The sequence below is a fragment of the Streptomyces parvus genome (genome assembly GCF_014648875.1).
GTDB classification, from domain to species: domain Bacteria; phylum Actinomycetota; class Actinomycetes; order Streptomycetales; family Streptomycetaceae; genus Streptomyces; species Streptomyces parvus.
In genome coordinates this window covers 1-19,794 of the sequence record NZ_BMRY01000003.1, presented here as the reverse complement: position 1 = coordinate 19,794, position 19,794 = coordinate 1, and the positions used below count along the sequence as shown (strand labels likewise).

Sequence of the window (19,794 nt, the reverse complement as noted above, 5' to 3'; positions counted from 1 at the left end):
ATCGGGCCCGTCCGTCTATTAACGTTCGATAACGCAGCGCGGTCGTCACAGCCGTCGCCAGAGACGGCACCGCGCGCGAGCGCCGAATTCCGCAAGGGAACCGGGGAACCACCTACATGGGGTGAATCGGACGCCTGCGTCTCGTGAGAGGCGGAGGGGCCCGTAGGAGACCTTCCTGCTCCGAACCCGTCAGCTAACCCGGTAGGCGAGAAGGAAGGAAAGGAGTGCGCCCACGTGGCGTCCAACAAGCCTGCCCCTGAGGCCCCGTCACCCTTCAGCACCGACACCTACGGTGGCGCGGAGCGCTCCGTGGGGGAGTGGAATCCCACCGAGGACTCCATCCGGCCCGTGCGCGGCAGGCACCGCGTGGCCAAGCAGCGTGGTCTGGCCCGTAGCTCCACCGTCCTCGGGGTCGGCGTCATAGCGGCCGTCGGAGCTGGTGGCATGGCCACTGCTCAGGACAAGGCACCCGTCTCCATCTCTCTTCCCGATGCCATCGCGGACAACCTCCCCGACGCCAAGTCCCTTCCCGGCGTCGGGTCCTTCATGTCCGACGACGCGGAGGCCGCCCCGGTCGCCGCGGCCGCGCCGCTCACCACCGCCGGGCTCACCAGCGCCGAGGCCGAGCAGGGCACCGAAGCCGGCGAGGCACTGCGCGCCCGGATCCTCCAGCAGGCCGAGCAGCAGCAGGCCAGCGCCGACGCCGAGGCCAGGGCGGCAGCCGAGAAGGCCGCGGCCGAGACCGCCGCCGCCGAGGCCAAGAAGCAGCAGGACGAGGCCGAGGCCGACGCCGCCGCGAAGAAGAAGGCGGCAGAGGAAGCGGCGAAGAAGAAGGCGGAGGAGGAGCGTCTCGCCAAGCTCGCCGCCAGCTTCTCCCTGCCGGCCTCCTCGTACACGATCAGCTCGACCTACGGTCAGTCCGGCGCGATGTGGTCCTCCGGCCAGCACACCGGCCTCGACTTCGCCGGTTCGGCCGGTTCGCCGCTCAAGGCCGTGCACAGCGGCACGATCACGTCGGCCGGCTGGTCCGGTTCGTACGGCTACCGCACGGTGCTCCAGCTCGATGACGGCACGGAGATCTGGTACGCGCACCAGTCCTCGATCGACGTCTCGGTCGGCCAGAAGGTCACCACCGGCGAGACCATCGGCCGCATGGGCGCCACCGGCAACGTGACCGGCGTCCACCTCCACCTGGAGGTCCGCACCGCGGGCGGCTCCGCGATGGACCCGATGGCCTGGCTGAACAGCAAGGGCCTCTCGGTCTGAGCCCCCCGGCCGGCGCGCGCCGCCGGCCTCTGGGCCGCCCTTCTCCGGCGGCCCACCCCCGAAACCCCGGCAGCCCTGACGCACACCCCCCGACGTCAGGGCTGCCGGTCTGTCCGGGGAGGGGCGATCGGCCGGAGGGAGTACGCGGCGGAAGACCGGCCCCCGCCCGGCCCGTTGAACGCTCACATGACTTCCGCGCGCACCCCCCTCGGCACCTCCGGCCTCCAGGTCTTCCCCTGGGGCCTGCCGTCGAACTGCCGCCTGCCGGGCGACGTCTGGCACGCGCTGCTCACCGAGGCGTCGGCCTGACGGAGCCGGGGTCGCCGTATCCGTATCCGTAGCCGTATCCGGCCTGCTGTGCCTGAGGCTGTTCGTACGGCGGCCCGTACGGCTGTGTGTGAGTCTGGCCGTACGGCTGTCCGTACGCCGGGCCGTGCCCGTATCCGTAACCCGGGCCGTGCGGCTGCGCGGGGGGCCGGCCGTACGGCATCGGCGCGCGGTGGCCGTGGTGCGCATGGTGCGCGTGGTGCGGGGCCCGGTGGGACGTGAGGCGGGCCGCGTGGGTCAGTGCCGGGGCCGCGATGTCCCGGCGCTGCCACAGGTGGTGCAGCAACTCCCGCTCCCGGGCGCCGAAGTCCGGGCCCACCGCGCCGTGGCGGGCCCGGCGGCGCAGACCCGCGAGCGACGTCGCGAACGACTCGTACTCCGCGACCGCGCGGGCCGCCGCCCGCCCCCGGGCCCGGTCCTGCTGCCAGTGGCGGGCCAGATCGCGGGCCATGCCCCGAGCCCGCATGGAGGAGAGCGCCGACGGCTCGGCGGGGGTGAGCCAGCCGGCCGCGGCGTACGCGGGCAGCTCGGCGGCGAGCGTGCGCAGCTCCCGCTGGCGCGACCAGATCGCCAGCCAGGTCACCAGGCCGAACGCCGGGACCATGACGATCCCGTACACCGCGTAGAAGCCGTACGGGCCGAAGGCCGACGAGCCGTTCCACAGGGCGTGCAGCCCCATCGCCAGCAGCAGACCCAGCAACGGCAGGGCGATCCGGCGGACCCGGTGGCGGCGGGCGCTGACGGCCGCGAAGCCGAAGCCGAGGCCGGTGAGCACCGTGAACAGGGGGTGCGCGAACGGCGACATGACGATCCGGACGAAGAACGTCCCGGCCGTCACCGAGGCGAACCCGGAGCTGCCGAGCTGCTGGTCCTCGCCGAAGGCGTTGCCCAGATAGAGGATGTTCTCGGTGAACGCGAAGCCCGTCGCGGTGAAGCCGGCGACGACGATGCCGTCCACCACCCCGCTGAACTCCCGTCTGCGGAACAGGAAGATCAGCAGCACGGCCGCCGCCTTCGCGCTCTCCTCGACGACAGGGGCGATCACCGTCGCCCCCAGGGTGTCGGCGCTCGCCGGGTCGGCCGTCGCGGTGGCTATCCAGCGCGTCGCGAAGGAGTTGGCGATGATCGCGACGAGCGCGGCGGCGCACGCGCCCCAGGCGAAGGAGAAGATCAGATTCCGCCAGGGGCCCGGCTCGACCCGATCCAGCCAGCGGAACGCCGCCATCAGCAGCGGGACCGGCAGCACCGCCAGGCCCAGACCGACGAGGAACCCCTCCGGGCCGGTCTGTTCGCGGACGAGAGCCAGGATCAGCAGCCCGCACAGCAGGAGCGCCACGATCACGGCTCCGGCGCGGAACACCTTGCTGCGCCACACCATGCCGACGCGGCGCGGCCGGTAACGCGCCCGGCCGTGCTCCGGCGCGGAGCCCAAGACCTCGTCGAGCCGCTGCTCGTGGAGGACCGGGACGGCGGGGTGCGCCTGCTGGGGTTGTGTGGAGGGGTCGGACACCTCTCGACCCTAACGAGGAGCACTGACACCCGGCGACGGCGCATCCGGCCATCGCCCGGCTGCCGGCCGGTGCGTGAGACGCGGCGCCCGGCTGCCGGCCGGTGCGTGAGGCACGGCGCCCGGCTGCCGGCCGGTGCGTGAGGCACGGCGCCCGGCTGCCGGCCGGTGCGTCAGACGCGGGCGAACAGCAGGTCGTGGACGACGTGGCCCTTGTCCAGGCCCTGACCCTCGAAGCGGGTGAGCGGCCGGAACGCGGGACGCGGGGCGTAGCCGCCGTCGGCCGCGGTGTTCTCGAAGCGGGGGTGCGCGGTGAGCACCTCCAGCATCTGCTCGGCGTACGGCTCCCAGTCCGTGGCGCAGTGGACGATCGCGCCGGGCTTCAGCACCGGGGCCACCAGGTCCAGGAACTCGGGCTGGATGAGCCGCCGCTTGTGGTGCCGGGCCTTGGGCCACGGGTCGGGGAAGTAGACCCGCAGGCCGTCGAGGGACTCGGGGGCCAGCATCTCGCGCAGCAGGATGACCGCGTCGCCGTTGGCCACCCGTACGTTCGTCGAGCCGGCCTTGTCCGCGAGGCCCAGCAGATTGCCCTGGCCGGGGGTGTGGACGTCGACCGCGAGGATGCCGGTGCCCGGGTCGTCGGCCGCCATCTGCGCGGTGGCCTCGCCCATGCCGAAGCCGATCTCCAGGACCACGGGCAGCCCGTCGAACAGCTCGGCCAGATCGAGGACCCGCTTGCCGTCGATGTCCAGGCCCCACGTGGGCCACAGCCGCTCCAGGGACTCCTGCTGGCCGGTGGTGACCCGGCTGCGGCGCGGCTGGAAGCTGCGGATCCGGCGCTCGTGGTGCGAACCGGCCGGGTCGGCGGCGGGGCCGCCGGGGAAGCGCGGCTCCATGCGCAGCCGGCGCGCCCGCTCGAAGGAGGCGGCCCGCAGCGCGGCGGCTTCGTCGGCGGCCGAGGGGTCGGACGTGGCGTCGGATGTGACGTCGGCGTCGTGGGATCCGGCGGGCGTGGGGTTCAGGGGCTGCTCAGACACAATGACCGGATTCTACGGCGGGCGGCTTCCACCCCGTCCCCCGAGCCCGGCGCAGCGCGAGCCGCGCCACCTCCCGTCCGATGGGCAGGCACGCCGTCGCGGCGGGCGACGGGGCGTTGAGCACATGCACGGTGTGCGGGGCCTCGCGGATCAGGAAGTCGTCGACCAGCGTGCCGTCCCGCAGCACCGCCTGGGCCCGCACCCCGGCGGGCGACGGGCGCAGATCGTCCTCGGTGACGGCGGGCAGCAGCCGCTGGACGGCCCGGGTGAACGCGGACCGGGACAGCGAGCGGTGCACCTCGCCCGCCCCGTAACGCCAGTGGCGGCGGGCGATCTGCCAGGTGCCCGGCCAGCTCAGCGTGGACAGCAGTTCGGCGGGGCGGACCTGGGGCCAGGTGTATCCCTCGCGGGCCAGGGCGGGGACCGCGTTCGGCCCGACGTGGACGGAGCCGTCGAAGCCCCGGGTGAGGTGGACGCCGAGGAAGGGGAACGCCGGGTCCGGCACCGGGTAGACCAGACCGCGCACCAGCTCGGGGCGGGCCAGCGCGTAGTACTCACCCCGGAACGGCACGATCCGCACCCCCGGGTCGTCCCCGGCGAGGCGGGCCACCCGGTCGCAGTGCAGCCCCGCGCAGTTGACGAGCACCCGGGCCCGGACTACCAGGCCGTCCGCCGTGCGCACCGCGACGCCCCAGGGGCGCCGGTCTATCGCGGTGACCTCCGCCCCGTACCGCACGATGCCGCCCGCCGCCGTGACCTCGGTCGCGAAGCGGGTGGCCACGGCGGTGAAGTCGCAGACGCCCGTCGTGCCGACCCGGATCGCCGCCAGGCCCCGGACCTCCGGCTCGTGCTCCGCGATCTGGGCCGGGCCCAGCTCCCGCACGGGCAGCCCGTGCTCGCGGCCGCGCTGCACCAGGGCGTGCAGCCGGGGCAGCTCGGAGCGCTCGGTGGCGACGATCAGCTTGCCGGTGGTGGCGTGGGCGATTCCGTGCTCCGCGCAGAAGTCCGCGAGCTCCGCCGAGCCGCGCAGCGCGTACCGCGCCTTGAGGGAGCCGGGGCGGTAGTAGATGCCGCTGTGGATCACGCCGCTGTTGCGGCCGGTCTGGTGGCGGGCGGGGCCGCGCTCCTTCTCCAGGACCGTGACCCGGGTGCCCGGAGCCGCCCGGGTCAGCGCATACGCGGTCGACAGACCGACGATCCCGCCGCCGATCACCAGCACATCGCAGTCGTACGCCGCGTGCGTCATCATCACGCCACCTCCCACCCCGATAGTGCACTGACCCACTGACAACCGGCTCAAACCCGAGATGGGCAGGGCGTGGCGCACACTCCGCCCGGCACCTGCCCGGTGGGCGGAGTGTGCGTCCCGTTCAGGCCTGGGAGACCAGCAGCGGGCGGGCCCGCTCGCGCAGCTCCGCGACGCGGGGCTCGTCCCCGTACGGCTCCAGGCGGTGCAGCAGATCGCGGACGTACTCCGTGGTGCGGGCCGAGGAGATCCGGCCCGCGACCTCCACCGCCCGGGTGCCCGCGGCGCAGGCCGCGTCCAGATTGCCCGACTCCAGCTCGGCGACGGCGGAGACGACGAGCCGCAGTCCGTGGCTGCGGACGAACTCCTCGGTCGGCCGGGACAGCGCCTGCTCGGTGAAGCGCCGCACCTGGCGGGGGGCCTTCAGGTCCCGGTAGCACTCGGCGGCGTCGGCGGCGAACCGGTCGTAGCCGTAGAAGCCGAGCCAGGACGGATCGGCGTCGCCCGCCCGGGACCGCTCCAGCCAGCTCTCGGCGCCCTTGAGCGCGGCCCCCGCGGCCGGTGCGTCGCCGGCCTTCGCATGGGCGCGGGCCTCCACCAGCCGGAAGAAGCTCATGGTGCGGGCGGTGGCGAGACCCCGGTTGCGCTCGACGGCGGCCTGGGCGAGGTCGACGCCCTCGTCGGCGAAGCCGCGGTAGGTCGCCTGGAGGGACATCGAGGCGAGGACATAGCCGCCGAGCGGGACGTCGGCGGCGGCCCGGGCCAGGCGCAGGGCCTGGATGTAGTAGCGCTGGGCGGCCTCCTGCTGGCCGGTGTCGAAGGCCATCCAGCCGGCCAGCCGGGTCAGCTCGGCGGAGGCGCCGAACAGGGCCCGTCCGACCTCGTCGGTGTACGAGCCGAGGAGCAGGGGTGCGGCGTCGACGCGTAAGCACTCGGGAACCATGGAGGAACGCCAGTCGCCGCCGCCGTACTTGGAGTCCCAGCGCCGGGCGTCCTGGGCCGCCTCGCGCAGCTTCGACACATCGCTGTGGCCGACCCGCAGCGGCGAGGCGTCCGCCGCGGACTCGGGCCCCGGCTGTACGGGGACGGAGCCCGCCGTGCCGCCGGTGTGGAGGATGTGTGCGCCCCGGGCGTCCGGTGCGGCCCCCGGCCCCTGGGTTCCGGCCGTGCCGGGGCCTTCGGATCCGCCACCGCGCGCTCCGAGGACCGCCGCCTGCGCCGCCGTCGGGTCCCGGGCCACCGACGGGTCGGCGGGGGTTATCAGCCAGCGGGAAGCGGGCGTCGCGTAGGCGCTCACCGAGAAGGATCCCGCCAGGGACTGCCAGATCCCGCCGCCGCCCCGCCGCCCGGCCAGATCCAGCCGGTACAGCTCGGTCGCCGACCGGACCGCCTCGCCCACGTCCCGGGGGAAGGCGAGACCGACCTCGGGGGCCGGGTCCGCGTCGGCGAGGCCGATCTCGTGCAGCGGCACCGGGCGGCCGAGCTTGGCCCCGATCGCCGCGGCGATGAGATGCGGCGCCGCGCCCTGCGGCACCATCCCCTTGGCGACCCACCGGGCCACCGAGGTCTTGTCGTAGCGAAGTGTCAGACCGCGCTGTGCTCCGAGGTCGTTGACCCGCCGGGCGAGCCCGGCGTTGCTGATTCCCGCGAGGGCGAGAACCGTGCCGAGCTTCTCGTTCGGCCCGCGTTGCTCCCTGGACATGCGCCACCCCTCGACACACAGACGGCCGCCGCGTCACCGAGGACGGCGCGCGGCATTCGTACCGATGCCTCCCCAGGTTCGAACCCTCGTACTCCGCCTGCACACGCATGTGGCCGAGCCCCGAGGAATATGCCCCCTGTCGAGAACACCAGTGAACACAGCGTAGTTCTCCCTATCCCTACCGTTAAGGGGCAGACGTCCGGATGGCGGGATTGTTGTCCGTGCGGGCGGTCCGGGTGTTCGGGGCGGGGGTTACGGGCCGGGGTGCGGCGTGCTCCCGGTGTGTGGCCGTGCGCCCGGCCGTGCGCTCTGGCCCGTCCCGTCGCGTGGCGCTTGGCTGAGTCCTGCGTGGGTCGGCCCGCTGCACTGGACTCAGTGGGCTGGGGGAAACCGCCGCTCCATTCCCCGCGGGCGGCGGACCGGTCCGGGAGGTGAGGCCCACCTCCCGGACTGTGCGTGGAGGAGTCGCCAGGGGGGCGCGGCGCGGTATGCGCGCAGGGCGACACTTCGAGAGAATGGCCGAATAGCGACGGTCCGGTCAGGGTCTGGCCAACGGTCCGACTATGGCCGGATATCGCCGCTGTTTCCGGGCGGCGCCGGCCCCTCCCCTGCCTCGGGGAGCGGGCCGGGGCGGCGCGGTGACCGCACGGCCCGGCCTCGACAACTCCCGGAACCGGCAGTTCCGTTGCTGTCGCCGCGGTGAAGACCGCGTCGGGCCTTTGCCAGGGGCGCATGCTCTTCCGGCGTGCGCTGCCCGTACACCCTCTCCTGCGGCGTTGTCGTGGCAGCATGTCCCGCAGCGGCGTTTTCGCTCATCTCGTGCGCCGTTTGTCCACAGCCTGTGGAGGCGGCGATGCGTTGGTTGGTGGGATGGAGCAGTATCGCCGCGAGCTTCGGCACCGTCGGAAACGGCGGAGAGGGGCGCACGGTTCACCCCGTGGGCTCCCAACTCCTGTGGGGCGACCCGGATCCGCTGTGGGCGGTCGGCGACTGGCGCCCCGACGAGATCCGCGTCATCGGCGTCGCGACCCCCGAAGGCGCCCCCACCGCCCGCCTCGCGGTCCTCGGCTGCTGCGGCGCCACCGACGAACAGCTGCGCGTCGGGCTGCTCGCCGCACGCGGCGGCGCGATGCGCCATCTCACGGCCTGGCCCGGCAGTTACACCGCCGTCGTCCAGATCGGCCGCCGCATCACCGTCGCGGGCGACCTCGCCGGAGCCCGGCCCGTCTTCCACACCCCCTGGGCCGGCGGCACCGCCTACGCCACCGCCGCCCTGCCGCTCGCCGACCTCATCGAGGCCCAGCTCGACATCGGGCACCTCGCCGCCCTGCTCGCCTGCCCGGAGACCCCCGAGGCCCTCGGAGACGGCACGCCGTACGAGGGCGTGCGGCGGGTCCCGCCGGGCCACGCGCTGATCCTCCGCGAGGGCTCGCGGGAGATCACCGGGTACGAGGCCGTCGCCTCGCTCGCCGTCGCCGCACCCCAGGCCGACCCGGTGCACGCGGTGGAGGGGGTACGGGACGCGCTCGTCGAAGCCGTACGCGCCCGGCTCACGGCCCCGCGCCACGCGCCGGAGAGCATGCCGCCGGACCCGGGTCCCGTCCCCGGCATGGGCCCCGCCGACCGCCGCGCGGCCCGGGGCGGACCCGTCGCGGGCATCGGCGCCGACCTCTCCGGAGGCAGCGCGTCCGCCACCCTCGCCCTGCTCGCCTCCGGACTGCCCGGACTGCCCGGCACCCTCCTCGGCCACGGCACCGGCGCGGGGGAGCGGCTCCTCGCCGTCACCTTCAACGACCTCACCACCCGCGGCAACGAGGACGAGATGGAGCGGGCCCGCTCCATCGCCGCCAACCCGCGCCTGCACCACGTCGTCGTCGCGGCGGGCGAAGAGGCCCTGCCGTACGCCTCGTTGGAGACCGGCGCGCTCACCGACGAACCGGCACCCTCCCTCGTCCTCGCCGAACGCCACCGCCGCCGGCTCTCCGCCGGCAGCGCCGACCACCTCGTCGGGACCGGGGCCCGGCAGGTCCTGGACGCCCACCCGGCCCGCCTCGCCGACCTCCTGATGGACCGGCGCAGACGCCACCTCCTGCGCCCCGTCGCCGCCCTCACCAAGGCCGAAGGCCCCACGGCGCACTCGCTGTTCGTCCCGCTCACGGTCTACCGCGCCGCGCGCCGCCTGGCCCGTACGTCGTACCGCACCGGCCTGGAGTCCGCCGCCGGGCTCCTCCCCGACGCCAACCGTCACGCCCCCGACCTCGCCACCCCCGCCGACGCCTCGCTCGCGGCCCTCGCCTGGTCGCGCCCGGGGCCGGCGGCGCGCTGGCTGACGGGGGAAGCACTGGCCGAAGTATCGGTTCGTCTCCAGGAGGCGGCGATCCGCCCCACCTCCGTGCAGCGCCCCGGCGAGGCCCGCGCCCGCGCCACCCTCGCCCGCGCCGCCGCCGATCACCGCATCCTGGAGCAGGCGGCCGAGATCCGCAGCCAGCGGCTGCACGCCCCGTTCCTCGACAACCAGGTCGTCCGGGCGGCCCGCGCCCTGCCCGAGTCGCTGCGCGTCCAGCCCGGCGCACGGGCCGCGATCCTGCGCCGGGTGCTCGGCGGGGCGGGCATCCACGATCTGCCGCCCGGCTGGGGCACGCCCTCCCAGGCCACCTCCACCGCCGTCACCCGGACCGGCCTGCGCACCGCGCTGCCCGAGCTGATGGCCCTGTTCGACGCCCCGCTGCTGGCGGACGCGGGCCTGGTCGAGGCCCGGGTGGTCCGCAAGGCCCTGCGAGCCGCGTCCGAGGGCGAACCGCTGCCCCTGGACGGCCTGGCGGACCTGGCCTCCACCGAACTGTGGCTGCGCCGCCTGGTGACCCGCCGCGGCACCTGCTGGACGGGCACGGCGGCCCCGCGCCAGCGCGCGGTCGCGGGCGGAGTGATCCCCGCCCGGCGCACACTCCAGCCCTGACCGGAATCCGCCGTCGAGGAGGTGCGGCGCGCGTACGGCTCAGGCGCAGCTGATCCGGGACTCCGCCCAGTCGGCCAGGGCCACCCCGCCCATCGGCCCCTCCGGCTCCACCACGAGGCGGATCGAGGACTGGCCCGCGATGCCCACGCTCACCGGGACGGCGGGCTCGCCGCCCTCCATCACCGGGGAGCGCCACAGCCGGACCCCGTCCCCGTTGAACACGGAGAACCGCACCGCGCCGAGCCCGAGCGTCATGTCGTCCACCCCGACCATGGCCTCGTAACGCGTGCACGGCCGGTTCAGCTCGATGGTCACCGAGGAGCGGGAGTGCACGGTCACCCCGTGTGCGTAACGGGTGGAGGCGATCGACACGTTCGACCGCTGCCAGATCCAACTGCTCCGGCCCATCGCCACTTCCGGCTCGGTGTGGTCGCCGAACACGGAATACGCCAACTCGCTGACCTGGTACACCTCCGGGGCGGGCGGCGGCGGTGCGGGCTCGGGCGGTTTCGGCGTCGGCTTCGGGGACGGCGGCGGGCTCGGCGCCGGGGGCGCGGGCTTCGGCGGCGGCTCGGGCGAGGGCGTGGGGCTCGGCGTGGGCGTCGGCTTCGGCGCCGGCTCGGACGGGGACGGCGCCGGGGGCGCGGGTGCGGCCGGCGGCTTCGGAGCAGGTTTCGGGGACGGCGGCGGAGGCTCCGGCGCCGGCACCGCGGGCGCCACGGCCGGGGGCTTCGCGACTGGCTTGGGCTCCGGCTTCGGCTGGTCGTCGCCGACGAGTGCCCAGACCAGACCGGCCGCGGCGGCCACCGCCACGGCGGCGGCGATCCCCGCCTTGGCGGGCGCGCCGAGCCCTTCGGATGCCGCCGCACCCCCGGCGGCCCCGCCGGTGGAACCGGACCCGGTGGCCGCGGCGGCGGCACCCGCCCCGGCGGCCCCGGCCGCACCGCCGGCCACGACACCCGCGGCCTTGAGCGAGAACCCGGCGGCGAACCAGCCGATGACCGCGACGGGCAGCAGCGCCGGAATCCCCGCGTTCACATGGTCCAGCTCGCCCGCGGCCACCCGGCACTTGGCACACTCGTCGAGATGCTTGCGCAGCCCGCGTTCGGCCCGGGTCCGCAGCCCGCCCCGGGCATGGGCGCCGAGCCGGTCGGCGTACTGCGCGCAGTCTCCGCCGGTGGTGAGCGCCTGGCTGACGTGGGCCTGGAGATACGCCTGCTTGAGCCCCTCGCGGGCACGGCTGGCCAGCACGGCGGTGGCGTTGGCGGTGAGGCCGAACAGCGGGGCGATCTCGCTCGGCGACTCCTCCTCCACCGTCGTGTGCCACAGGACCGCCTGCCAGCGCTCCGGGAGGCTCCGGAACGCCTGCATCGCCATCGACTGCTCGGCCTCGTGCATCGCGAGGACGTCGGCGCCGAGTTCGAGGGTGTCGTCGTCGGAGATCTCGGCGGAACGGGTCGCCTGCGCGGCGAACACCGCGAAGTCGTCGACCAGATGCTCCCGCTTGGCGCTCTTGGTCCAGGCGGCGGCGACATGGCGGACGGCGGTCATCAGATAGGCCCGGACCGCTTCCGTCGGCCCCTTTCCGCCCCGTACGGCCTGGAGCGTGCGGGCGAACACCTCGGCCGTCAGGTCGTCGGCGGTGTGCGCGTCCCGGCAGCAGCTGCGGGCGTAGCGGAGCACGGCGCCCGAATGCCGCCGGAACAGCTCCTCGTAGGCCTGGTCGTCGCCCGCCCGCATGTCCTCGATCAGCCGGGCGTCGGAGGGGCCGGCCTCGGGAGCCCCGCTGCGGCCGGCGCGCTGCTGCGGAACCGCGTGCGGGCCGGTGCCCGTACCGGCCTCCTCGCCGGACGCGTCCTCCTCGGCGACGGGGGGCCACGGGCCGGGCAGGACGGTGCCGCCCTCGGCCGCGCCGCCCGACGGGCCGCGCACGGCCTGGACCGGCACCTGCGCGGCGGACAGTCCGTCCGCCTTCGTGTCCCTGTCGGCCGCAGCGATCTCGCCGAGCGGCTCTTCCTGCTGCTCGTTACCGCTCATCGCGGAAGCCCCCGTATACACCCTCGGACCCGAATACCGGCCAAGACTGCCACATGGCTCAATCGTGTTGGCCTCTCAGTCCCGCCAACCACTCATCCGGGGCGTTATCCCGAATGTGAGTACTAGAGCTCCCTCTTTCGGGGAATGACCCCCCGTTGACGCGTCCGAGCGATACGGACGAGCGGACCGGGGTGATCAGCGGGCCGCACGAGCCTCAGCTCGCACCGACCACCGGTCGTACCCGACCACCGCTCCCACCGACCACCGCTCCCACCGACCACCGGTCGGACGAGGCCCCGGCCGGACGAGCCCCGGCCGGACGAGCCCCGGCCGGGCCGTGACGAGCGGGGGCCGCCGGCCCCGGCGGTCACGCCGGCCGCGACCGCAGCCCCTCCAGCAGGATGTCCAGCAGCCGGGCCGAAGCCGCGGCCTGCTGAGCGGCGTCCGGCAGCGAAGGAGCCGCCGTGGCGATGACCAGCAGCACATCGGCCACCGTCACATCCCGGCGCAGCTCACCGGAGTCCCGCGCCCGGTCCACCAGCCGCCCCACGACCTCCAGCAGCTCCACCGCGCCGGTCTCCTCGTCGAGGCCGTCCAGCCCGTCACCGCCTCCGGCGGGGCGGCGGCCGGTGCCCTGGAACTCCTCCTGACCCACCCCCTGCCGCTGCTGCGGAACCCGGGTCTCGTCCACCGACTCCGGCGTAGCCGCCGGAACACCGGGCTGCTCCTCACCGTCGACCCCGACCCGCAGCACCTGGGGCGGCAGCAGCCGGCCCGCGCCCGACGCCACCGACGTCCGCAGGAAGCGGGAGAGCGCCGCCCAGGGCTTCTCCTCCTGCCCCAGCGCCGTCCGCGCCTGCTCGGTCAGCCGGGCGGTCTCCTCCTCGGCTATCCGGCGCACCAGCACGTCCTTGCTGGGGAACCGCCGGTAGACGGTGCCCACGCCGACGCGTGCGCGACGGGCCACATCCTCCATCGGAGCGCCGTAACCCAGCTCCCCGAACACCTCGCGGGCCGCCCGCAGCACATGCTCCAGATTGCGCTGCGCGTCGACCCGCAGGGGAGCCGAGCGCGGCGCGCCCGCGGTCCCCGTCGTCGCCGTTCCGGTCGTCGTCGCCCCGTTCGGGGCCTGTCCGGCAGCGGCCGAACTCAGCGTCGCCGCACTCACCGCGGCCGCGGAACGAACAGCATCGGCCGAGTTCATGACGCCCAGCGCACCCACGGAGCCGAGGCGTCCTGTGTCCTCGGAAGCGCGCGAGAGCGCAGTCTGGCCATGAGTATCCTGAATATGCATAACTTCCCCCGGTTATGACGTCTCCCCCCGGAGACTTCCCGCCGTTTCAGCCGGGGAGCGGAGCCATACGAAATCCGCACCCGACACCCCGACGGGTTACGAACATAGTTGAGCCCGCGTCAATTCAGAAGGGGGTTGTTCCGCATGGGACGCCCCCCGATCGGACCACGATCCGATCGGCACCGGAACATAGCCCCTCCGTTCACCCCACACGTACCGCCTGACCTGCACGGCTGTCGCTTCCCGCCGCCGAAGGGCCCCGAGCGCCGTTGCCGGTCCTCCGGTCACACAATTTGCCGGGCCTGTGGACAAACCACTGACTCCGTTGCGTCATGGGGTGGTGATGGCTCCAGATTCCCGGGGGACGACCCCCGGCACCCGGCCAGGTGTGCGCGTTCTCGTCGTCGGCGGCGGCTACGTCGGGATGTACACAGCGCTGCGTCTCCAGCGGAAGTTGAAGCAGAGACTGAAGAGCGGCGACGCCGAGATCGTGGTCGTCACGCCCGAGCCCTACATGACGTACCAGCCCTTCCTCCCCGAAGCGGCGGCCGGCTCGATCTCGCCCCGCCATGTCGTCGTGCCGCTGCGCCGGGTCCTCAAGGACTGCACGATCGTCATCGGCGAGGCCCAGCGCGTCGACCACGCCAAACGGACCGCGACCGTCACCACCCTCGCCACCGGTGAGGACGGCACCGGAGCCCTGGAGATCGGGTACGACGAGATCGTCATCGCCCCCGGGTCCGTCTCGCGCACCCTGCCGATCCCCGGTCTCGCCGACTTCGGCATCGGTTTCAAGACCGTCGAGGAAGCCATCGGGCTGCGCAACCACGTCATCGAACAGATGGACATCGCCTCCGCCACCCGCGACCCCGCGATCCGCGACGCCGCTCTCACCTTCGTGTTCGTCGGCGGCGGCTACGCGGGCGTCGAGGCGCTGGCCGAACTGGAGGACATGGCCCGCTACACGGCGCGGTACTACCACAACATCAAGCCGGCCGACCTGAAATGGATCCTCGTCGAGGCATCCGGGCGCATCCTCCCCGAGGTCGGCGAGGCCATGGGCACCTACGCCATCGGCGAGCTCCGGAGCCGGAACATCGACGTCCGCCTGGAGACCCGCCTCGACACCTGCGAGGACCGCGTCGCCGTCCTCAGCGACGGCTCCCGCTTCCCCACCCGCACCCTCGTCTGGACCGCGGGCGTCAAACCGGCCCCTCTGCTGGCCGCCACCGACCTGCCCCTCACCGAACGCGGCCGGCTCCGCTGCACCGCCACCCTCGGCGTCGAGGACATGCCGCACGCCTGGGCCGCCGGCGACGCCGCGGCCGTACCCGACCTGACCGCCTCCGAACCCGGCCGCGAGACCGCCCCCAACGCCCAGCACGCCGTGCGCCAGGCGAAGGTCCTCGCCGACAACGTCCTCGCCTCCGTCGACGGCAGGCCGCTCACGGAGTACCGCCACGCGTACGCCGGTTCGGTCGCCTCCCTCGGCCTGCACAAGGGCGTCGCCCACGTCTACGGCCGCAAGCTCAAGGGCTACCCCGCCTGGCTGATGCACCGTACGTACCACCTCAGCCGGGTACCGACGTTCAACCGGAAGGCACGCGTCCTTGCCGAATGGACCCTGTCCGGACTCTTCAAACGCGAGATCGTCTCCCTCGGCTCGCTGGAGCACCCCCGCGCCGAATTCGAACTCGCGGCGGGAGGCGGCGGTTCCGGCACCCCCGGACTGCCCGGCCCCAGCCGCCCGAAGGGCCCCGGGGAACCGCCGAAGGACGCCGGAGAACCGCCGGGGGACGGCCGGGCCGACAGCTGACGGTGGGGCCGGAGAGCCGGCTGACGGCCGTTCACCGAGCGGCCCGGCGGCGACTGTCAGTACGGTCGGTCACACTGGACGTGTGACCATAGGTGGGCCCACACCTGCACAGAGTGACCCGGTCGGCAGTGACCATCAGTGACCAGCAGCGACGCACCAACAGCACGACGAGGCCCGGCTGCGCCTTCCCGGGGGTACGGCCGCCGGAGCCCCGAACACGGCCGAGGAAACGGCAGAAGAAGCAGCCCGCCCGAGCGGACCAGACCGACACACGAGGCCAGAAATACCGTGAACTTCACGCGTTGGAGCGCCCGCCTCCCCGGAACGCAGCGCCGAGCCGCCGCGCGGGACGACCGCAGTTCCGTGCCGGCCGCCCGAGCCGAGTACGCCCGTCCGGAGGGCACGCCCGCCCAGCCGGACGACGCCGCCCCGGAGCCTTCCGGCACCGATGCGGCGGAGGGCCTCCCCGGGCCCGCCCTCGACGACCTCTCCGCCCGCGAGATCCTCGGCCGGCTGCCCGCCCCTGTCGCCCTGCTCCACGGCCCGGACCACCGCGTCGCATACGTCAACGACGCGTACGAAGCCGCGTTCGGCCCCCGCCCGACCGGCGCCCCCGCCGCCGAGGCCATGCCCGAGCTCGACCGGCTCAGCGTCCTCCCACTCCTCGACCAGGTCCTGCGCAGCGGCACCCCCCGCACGGTCAAGTCCCGCAGAACCACCGAGGGCGGCTCCTACACGGTGACCTGCACCCCGATCGCCGGAGAGGACGGCGTCCTCGTCTACGCCGCCGACGTCACCGACCACGCCGAAGCCGCCGAACGCCTGCGCACCAGCGAGCGCCGCCACCGCGAAACGGCCGTCACCCTCCAGCGCTCCCTGCTGCCGCAGGAGCTGGAACATCCCGACGACCTCCGCATCGCCGCCACCTACCAGCCCGGCGGCACCGACGCCGCGGTCGGCGGCGACTGGTACGACGTCATCACCCTCGGCGCGGGCCGCACCGCCCTCGTCATCGGCGACGTGATGGGCCGCGGGGTCCGGGCCGCCGCCGTCATGGGCCAGCTCCGCACCGCCGTCCGCGCCTACGCCCGCCTCGACCTCCCGCCGCACGAGGTGATCCAGCTGCTGGACGTCCTCGCCGCGGAGATCGACGCCAGCCAGATCGCGACCTGCGTCTACGCCGTCCACGATCCGAACGAGGGGCAGCTCGTCTACGCCTCCGCCGGACACCTCCCGATCCTCGTCCGCGACGAGGACGGCACCGTCCAGCGCGCCGCCGACCCCACCGGACCCCCGCTCGGCACCGGCGGCTGGGTCCACACCTCGGGCACCATCGCGCTGCCGCCCGGCTCGACCGCGGTCCTCTATACGGACGGCCTGGTCGAACGGCGCAGCGAGGACATCGACGAGGGCGTCGCCTCCCTGGCCCGGGCCCTCGAGGGCGCCAAGGGATCACCCCAGGTGGTCTGCGACCGGCTGATCCGCTCCCTCGGCGTCACCGCCGAGCACGACGACGACGTGGCGGTCCTGGTCGTCCAGCACCCCGCTCGTACGGGGGCGAACGCGGAGCTGTTCCACAACGCCGCGCTCGATCTCCTCGGCGGCATCGAGGCCGCCCCCCGCGCCCGCGCCTTCGCCACCGGAGTCCTGACCTCCTGGCGCTTCCCCGTGGAACTCCGCGACCTCGGCGTCCTCGCCACCAGTGAGCTCGTCGCGAACTCCCTCCAGCACGGCACGCCGCCGATGCGCCTGGGACTGCGCCGTACGGACCGGCGGCTGATCATCGAGGTCACCGACGGCGACGACCACCTCCCGCGCCGCCGCCAGGCCGAACCGGCCGACGAGGCGGGACGCGGGATCTCGATCATCGCCTCGATCGCCACCTCGTGGGGCAGCCGTCGCACGCCGGGCGGCGGCAAGGCGGTCTGGTGCGAGTTCGCCCTGCCGCAGTGAAACAGGGCGGCAGGGCGGACGTGCTGGGTCGGGCTCGGTCAATGACCGGCGGAGGCGGAAGGGGAAGCCGAGGCGGGAGCGGCTGCGGTGTTCCCGACGGGCACCGCCCCGTCCGCACCCTCGGGCAGTGACACCGCCACCACCCGCGAGGGAACGGCTGCCAGCGACGGCTGATCCTGTACGGGGGTGAGCCGGCGCCCCAGCCGCAGCGCGAGCACCGTGATGCCCAGCGAGAACAGCACGAACGTCACGATGTACGGGCCGTGCAGCGAAGCCCCCATCGGGCCGCCGACGGCCGGACCGACCGCGAGCGCGAGCTGCTTGCACAGGGCGAACGCCGAGTTGTACTGCCCGACCATCGACTCCGGCGCCAGATCGGCGACCAGCGGGGCGACGGTCGGCGACAGCATCGCCTCACCCAGCCCGAACAGCGCGTACGTCGAGATGAACGCGGCCGTCGCCATGGCCTGGCTGCCGTGGCCCAGCCCCGCATACCCCGCCACGATCCAGGCGAACGCCCAGATCAGACCGACCGCGGCGATGACCCGGCTGCGCCGCCGCCGCTCCACGAGCCGCAGCACGACGAACTGTGCGACGACGATGACCGCGGTGTTGGCGGCCAGCGCGAAGCCGAGGGTCGAGGGCTCGATCCCGGCGGCCTCCGTGCCGTACGCGGCGAGCCCGGACTCGAACTGCCCGTAGCAGGCGAAGAACAGCACGAAACCCAGCACACAGAGCTGCACCATGGCCCGGTGCGAGAGCAGCGCCCGCAGCCCGCCGCCCTTGGCAGCGGCGTCGCCCGAGGGCCTGGCCCCGCCGAGGGAAGCCGTACGAGGCATCCGCACCGTGGTGACGACGGCACCGAGCACCACGAACATCGCGGCCTCGATCAGGAAGAGCATCGTGAAGCTCGCCGGACGGTCCACGTCCACGAGCTGCCCGCCGACGAGTCCGCCGAGGCCGAGCCCCAGGTTCTGCAGGAAGAACTGCATGGCGAAGGCGCGCGTACGGGTCGCGGTGCTGGAACACCACACGAGCATCGTGGCGAGAGCCGGCTGCATGACGGCGGTGCCCGCACCCAGGACCGCGGCGGCCAGCACGGCGGCCGGAACACTGCTCGCGAACCCGAGGGCCGCGGCGCCCACGGAGGCCAGCGCGGAGGCCACCACCAGCACGGGCAACGGGCCCCGCCGGTCGATGGCCCGTCCGGTGAAAGGCAGAACGGCCAGCGCTGCCATCGCGAAGACCGCCAGGACGACTCCCGCCGTCCCGGCGCCCAGATCCCGTACCTGCGCCACGTAGACGTACAGATACGGAACGGTGAACCCGAGCCCGAACGCGCTCAGCGCGCTGCCCAGCTGGATCCGCCGCAGCGCTGCGCCCATCTCCCTGGTCACACTCACCTACCTCAAGATCTTGAAGGAATCAGACTCGAAGACTTTAGCACTAAACTTAGAAGGTGAAAACTTCAGCCTGAAGGACTTCAAGGGTGGTGAGGGCGTGCCATACTGCCCGCCATGTCTGAGAGCACCGAGGAGCCCGGCCCCAGCGAGCCGAGCCTCGACGAACAGATCGCCGCCTACCAGCGCGAGTTCCGCGACCTCGATCCCCAGGTCGAGCAGGTCGTCTCCGCACTGGGCCGCCTGAACCGCAGGATGAACGTCGCGTACGGGAGGCAGGTCGCCGCGCTCGGCATCAGCAACGCCGAGTGGGAGGTCCTGAAGACCCTGGTTCTTTCGGGAGCCCCCTACCGGCTGGGCCCCGGCGAACTGGCGAAGCGCCTCGGCCTCACCCCGGCGGCCATGACCCACCGCATCGACCGGATGGCCGGCGAAGGCCTCGTCACCCGCGACCGCGACGAAAACAACCGGGTCCGCGTCATCGTCGAGCTGACCGACGAGGGCCGTACGAAGTGGCTCGAGGCGATGCGCATGGCGAGCGACTTCGAGGAGGACCTGCTCCAGGACCTGACCGGCGACGAGCGGGGCGTCCTCGGAGAGCTCCTGGTCCGCCTCCTGCGCCGGGTCGAGCACGCCCAGCCGGACGCCGGCGGCCGGCTCACGGACCTGGACTGAAGACCCTGGTGGCCTCCCCGGAGGCCACCAGGGAGGCCACCGGGGAAGGGTTGACACACCCCTGGTGGATCCGTAAAGTTCTCCGAGTTGTCACGGAGCCTAACGGTTCTGCGGCAGCCGATCCCGCCGTGAACGCGGCAACCAAACTTCAGCACGATCTCCCACTCGGGATGATTTCGGCATGCCGGAATTCACGACGAGGGCCCGATTATGAGCCGCCGGGAGAATCCGCTAGAGTTTGAGCGTCGGAACGGCCCAACGGCCGGGAGGACAAACCCCGCTGACTGGGAATCAGGCCCGAAAGGATCTGATAGAGTCGGACTCGCCGGAAAGGGAGAAGCGCGAAAGCGAAGAACCTGGAAAGCGAAACTGCACGGCCCGCTTCGACCGGGAATCGGACACGAAAGAGTCTGATAGAGTCGGAAACGCAAGACAGCAAGACAAAGAAGTGAAACGAAGGGAAGCGCCCGGAGGGCCCCGGTGATACGGGACCGAAGGAAGCGTCCGTTCCTTGAGAACTCAACAGCGTGCCAAAAGTCAACGCCAGATATGTTGATACCCCGTCTCCGGCCGTTTTG

At 73.4% G+C, this 19,794-nt stretch carries 13 protein-coding genes and 1 riboswitch; of the genes, 6 read left to right on the top strand and 7 right to left on the bottom strand.

The genetic code is table 11. The features are described 5' to 3' along the window. Nucleotides 1-70: 70 nt before the first annotated feature. Nucleotides 71-222, top strand: a riboswitch (cyclic di-AMP (ydaO/yuaA leader). Between the two features lie 12 nt (nt 223-234). Then, nucleotides 235-1,266 carry a M23 family metallopeptidase gene (locus IE140_RS10310; RefSeq protein ID WP_150196375.1) on the top strand — a complete coding sequence of 344 codons (1,032 nt, stop codon included), beginning with the start codon at nt 235-237 and terminating at the stop codon, nt 1,264-1,266. A gap of 186 nt (nt 1,267-1,452) precedes the next feature. Then, complete coding sequence (locus tag IE140_RS36390; RefSeq protein ID WP_263869804.1) at nt 1,453-1,575, top strand: hypothetical protein; 123 nt, start codon at nt 1,453-1,455, stop codon at nt 1,573-1,575. On the opposite strand, the gene IE140_RS10305 is transcribed toward IE140_RS36390, so the two are convergent. From IE140_RS10305 to IE140_RS10290, 4 genes are all read right to left on the bottom strand, one after another. After that, on the bottom strand, nt 1,556-3,103 hold the full coding sequence (locus IE140_RS10305) for a PrsW family intramembrane metalloprotease (RefSeq protein ID WP_150196376.1): 1,548 nt from the start codon (nt 3,101-3,103) through the stop codon (nt 1,556-1,558). The genes IE140_RS36390 and IE140_RS10305 overlap by 20 nt on opposite strands. 170 nt (nt 3,104-3,273) lie before the next feature. Next, entirely contained in the window at nt 3,274-4,137 is an 864-nt protein-coding gene (gene trmB / locus IE140_RS10300; RefSeq protein WP_150196377.1) for a tRNA (guanosine(46)-N7)-methyltransferase TrmB, read from the bottom strand. Further along, the gene (gene lhgD, locus IE140_RS10295) at nt 4,130-5,386 is read right to left on the bottom strand and encodes an L-2-hydroxyglutarate dehydrogenase (protein WP_150196378.1); all 1,257 of its coding nucleotides are present in this window, start codon (nt 5,384-5,386) and stop codon (nt 4,130-4,132) included. Before lhgD ends, trmB begins: the two co-directional genes overlap by 8 nt. Before the next feature lie 121 nt (nt 5,387-5,507). Beyond that, nucleotides 5,508-7,085 carry an NsdA family TPR-like regulatory protein gene (locus tag IE140_RS10290; protein ID WP_109179204.1) on the bottom strand — a complete coding sequence of 526 codons (1,578 nt, stop codon included), beginning with the start codon at nt 7,083-7,085 and terminating at the stop codon, nt 5,508-5,510. 853 nt (nt 7,086-7,938) lie between these two features. Here IE140_RS10290 and IE140_RS10285 point away from each other — a divergent pair. Further along, nucleotides 7,939-10,041 carry an asparagine synthase-related protein gene (locus tag IE140_RS10285; RefSeq protein ID WP_189460314.1) on the top strand — a complete coding sequence of 701 codons (2,103 nt, stop codon included), beginning with the start codon at nt 7,939-7,941 and terminating at the stop codon, nt 10,039-10,041. Nucleotides 10,042-10,080: 39 nt separating this feature from the next. On the opposite strand, the gene IE140_RS10280 is transcribed toward IE140_RS10285, so the two are convergent. After that, a complete protein-coding gene (locus tag IE140_RS10280) occupies nt 10,081-12,078 on the bottom strand; it encodes a sigma-70 family RNA polymerase sigma factor (RefSeq protein WP_150197065.1) in 1,998 nt (665 codons plus the stop codon). Nucleotides 12,079-12,445: 367 nt separating this feature from the next. Continuing rightward, nucleotides 12,446-13,282 (bottom strand): TetR/AcrR family transcriptional regulator, encoded by an 837-nt coding sequence (locus IE140_RS10275; protein ID WP_229826742.1) that lies wholly within the window; start codon nt 13,280-13,282, stop codon nt 12,446-12,448. 433 nt (nt 13,283-13,715) lie between these two features. Between IE140_RS10275 and IE140_RS10270 the strand changes: the two genes are divergently transcribed. Together IE140_RS10270 and IE140_RS10265 are read left to right on the top strand one after the other, a co-directional pair. Next, entirely contained in the window at nt 13,716-15,188 is a 1,473-nt protein-coding gene (locus IE140_RS10270) for an NAD(P)/FAD-dependent oxidoreductase (protein ID WP_229826741.1), read from the top strand. Between the two features lie 288 nt (nt 15,189-15,476). Beyond that, nucleotides 15,477-17,141, top strand: a complete 1,665-nt coding sequence (locus tag IE140_RS10265; protein ID WP_093441627.1) for an ATP-binding SpoIIE family protein phosphatase — start codon at nt 15,477-15,479, stop codon at nt 17,139-17,141. 38 nt (nt 17,142-17,179) lie between these two features. Here the strand turns inward: IE140_RS10265 and IE140_RS10260 are convergent, their stop codons facing one another. Further along, nucleotides 17,180-18,526: an MFS transporter gene (locus IE140_RS10260; protein ID WP_093441624.1), complete on the bottom strand. Its 1,347-nt coding sequence runs from the start codon at nt 18,524-18,526 to the stop codon at nt 17,180-17,182. Nucleotides 18,527-18,658: 132 nt separating this feature from the next. Between IE140_RS10260 and IE140_RS10255 the strand changes: the two genes are divergently transcribed. Then, nucleotides 18,659-19,216, top strand: a complete 558-nt coding sequence (locus tag IE140_RS10255) for a MarR family winged helix-turn-helix transcriptional regulator (RefSeq protein WP_032783785.1) — start codon at nt 18,659-18,661, stop codon at nt 19,214-19,216. Nucleotides 19,217-19,794 lie beyond the last annotated feature (578 nt).

Bases quoted from the DNA above. Each gene is read 5' to 3' on its own strand.
- IE140_RS36390 (WP_263869804.1), top strand. From the start codon at position 1,453: ATGACTTCCGCGCGCACCCCCCTCGGCACCTCCGGCCTCCAGGTCTTC.
- lhgD (WP_150196378.1), bottom strand. From the start codon at position 5,386: ATGATGACGCACGCGGCGTACGACTGCGATGTGCTGGTGATCGGCGGC.
- IE140_RS10260 (WP_093441624.1), bottom strand. From the start codon at position 18,526: ATGGGCGCAGCGCTGCGGCGGATCCAGCTGGGCAGCGCGCTGAGCGCG.
- IE140_RS10270 (WP_229826741.1), top strand. From the start codon at position 13,716: ATGGCTCCAGATTCCCGGGGGACGACCCCCGGCACCCGGCCAGGTGTG.
- IE140_RS10290 (WP_109179204.1), bottom strand. From the start codon at position 7,085: ATGTCCAGGGAGCAACGCGGGCCGAACGAGAAGCTCGGCACGGTTCTC.
- IE140_RS10255 (WP_032783785.1), top strand. From the start codon at position 18,659: ATGTCTGAGAGCACCGAGGAGCCCGGCCCCAGCGAGCCGAGCCTCGAC.
- IE140_RS10280 (WP_150197065.1), bottom strand. From the start codon at position 12,078: ATGAGCGGTAACGAGCAGCAGGAAGAGCCGCTCGGCGAGATCGCTGCG.
- IE140_RS10285 (WP_189460314.1), top strand. From the start codon at position 7,939: ATGCGTTGGTTGGTGGGATGGAGCAGTATCGCCGCGAGCTTCGGCACC.
- IE140_RS10275 (WP_229826742.1), bottom strand. From the start codon at position 13,282: ATGAACTCGGCCGATGCTGTTCGTTCCGCGGCCGCGGTGAGTGCGGCG.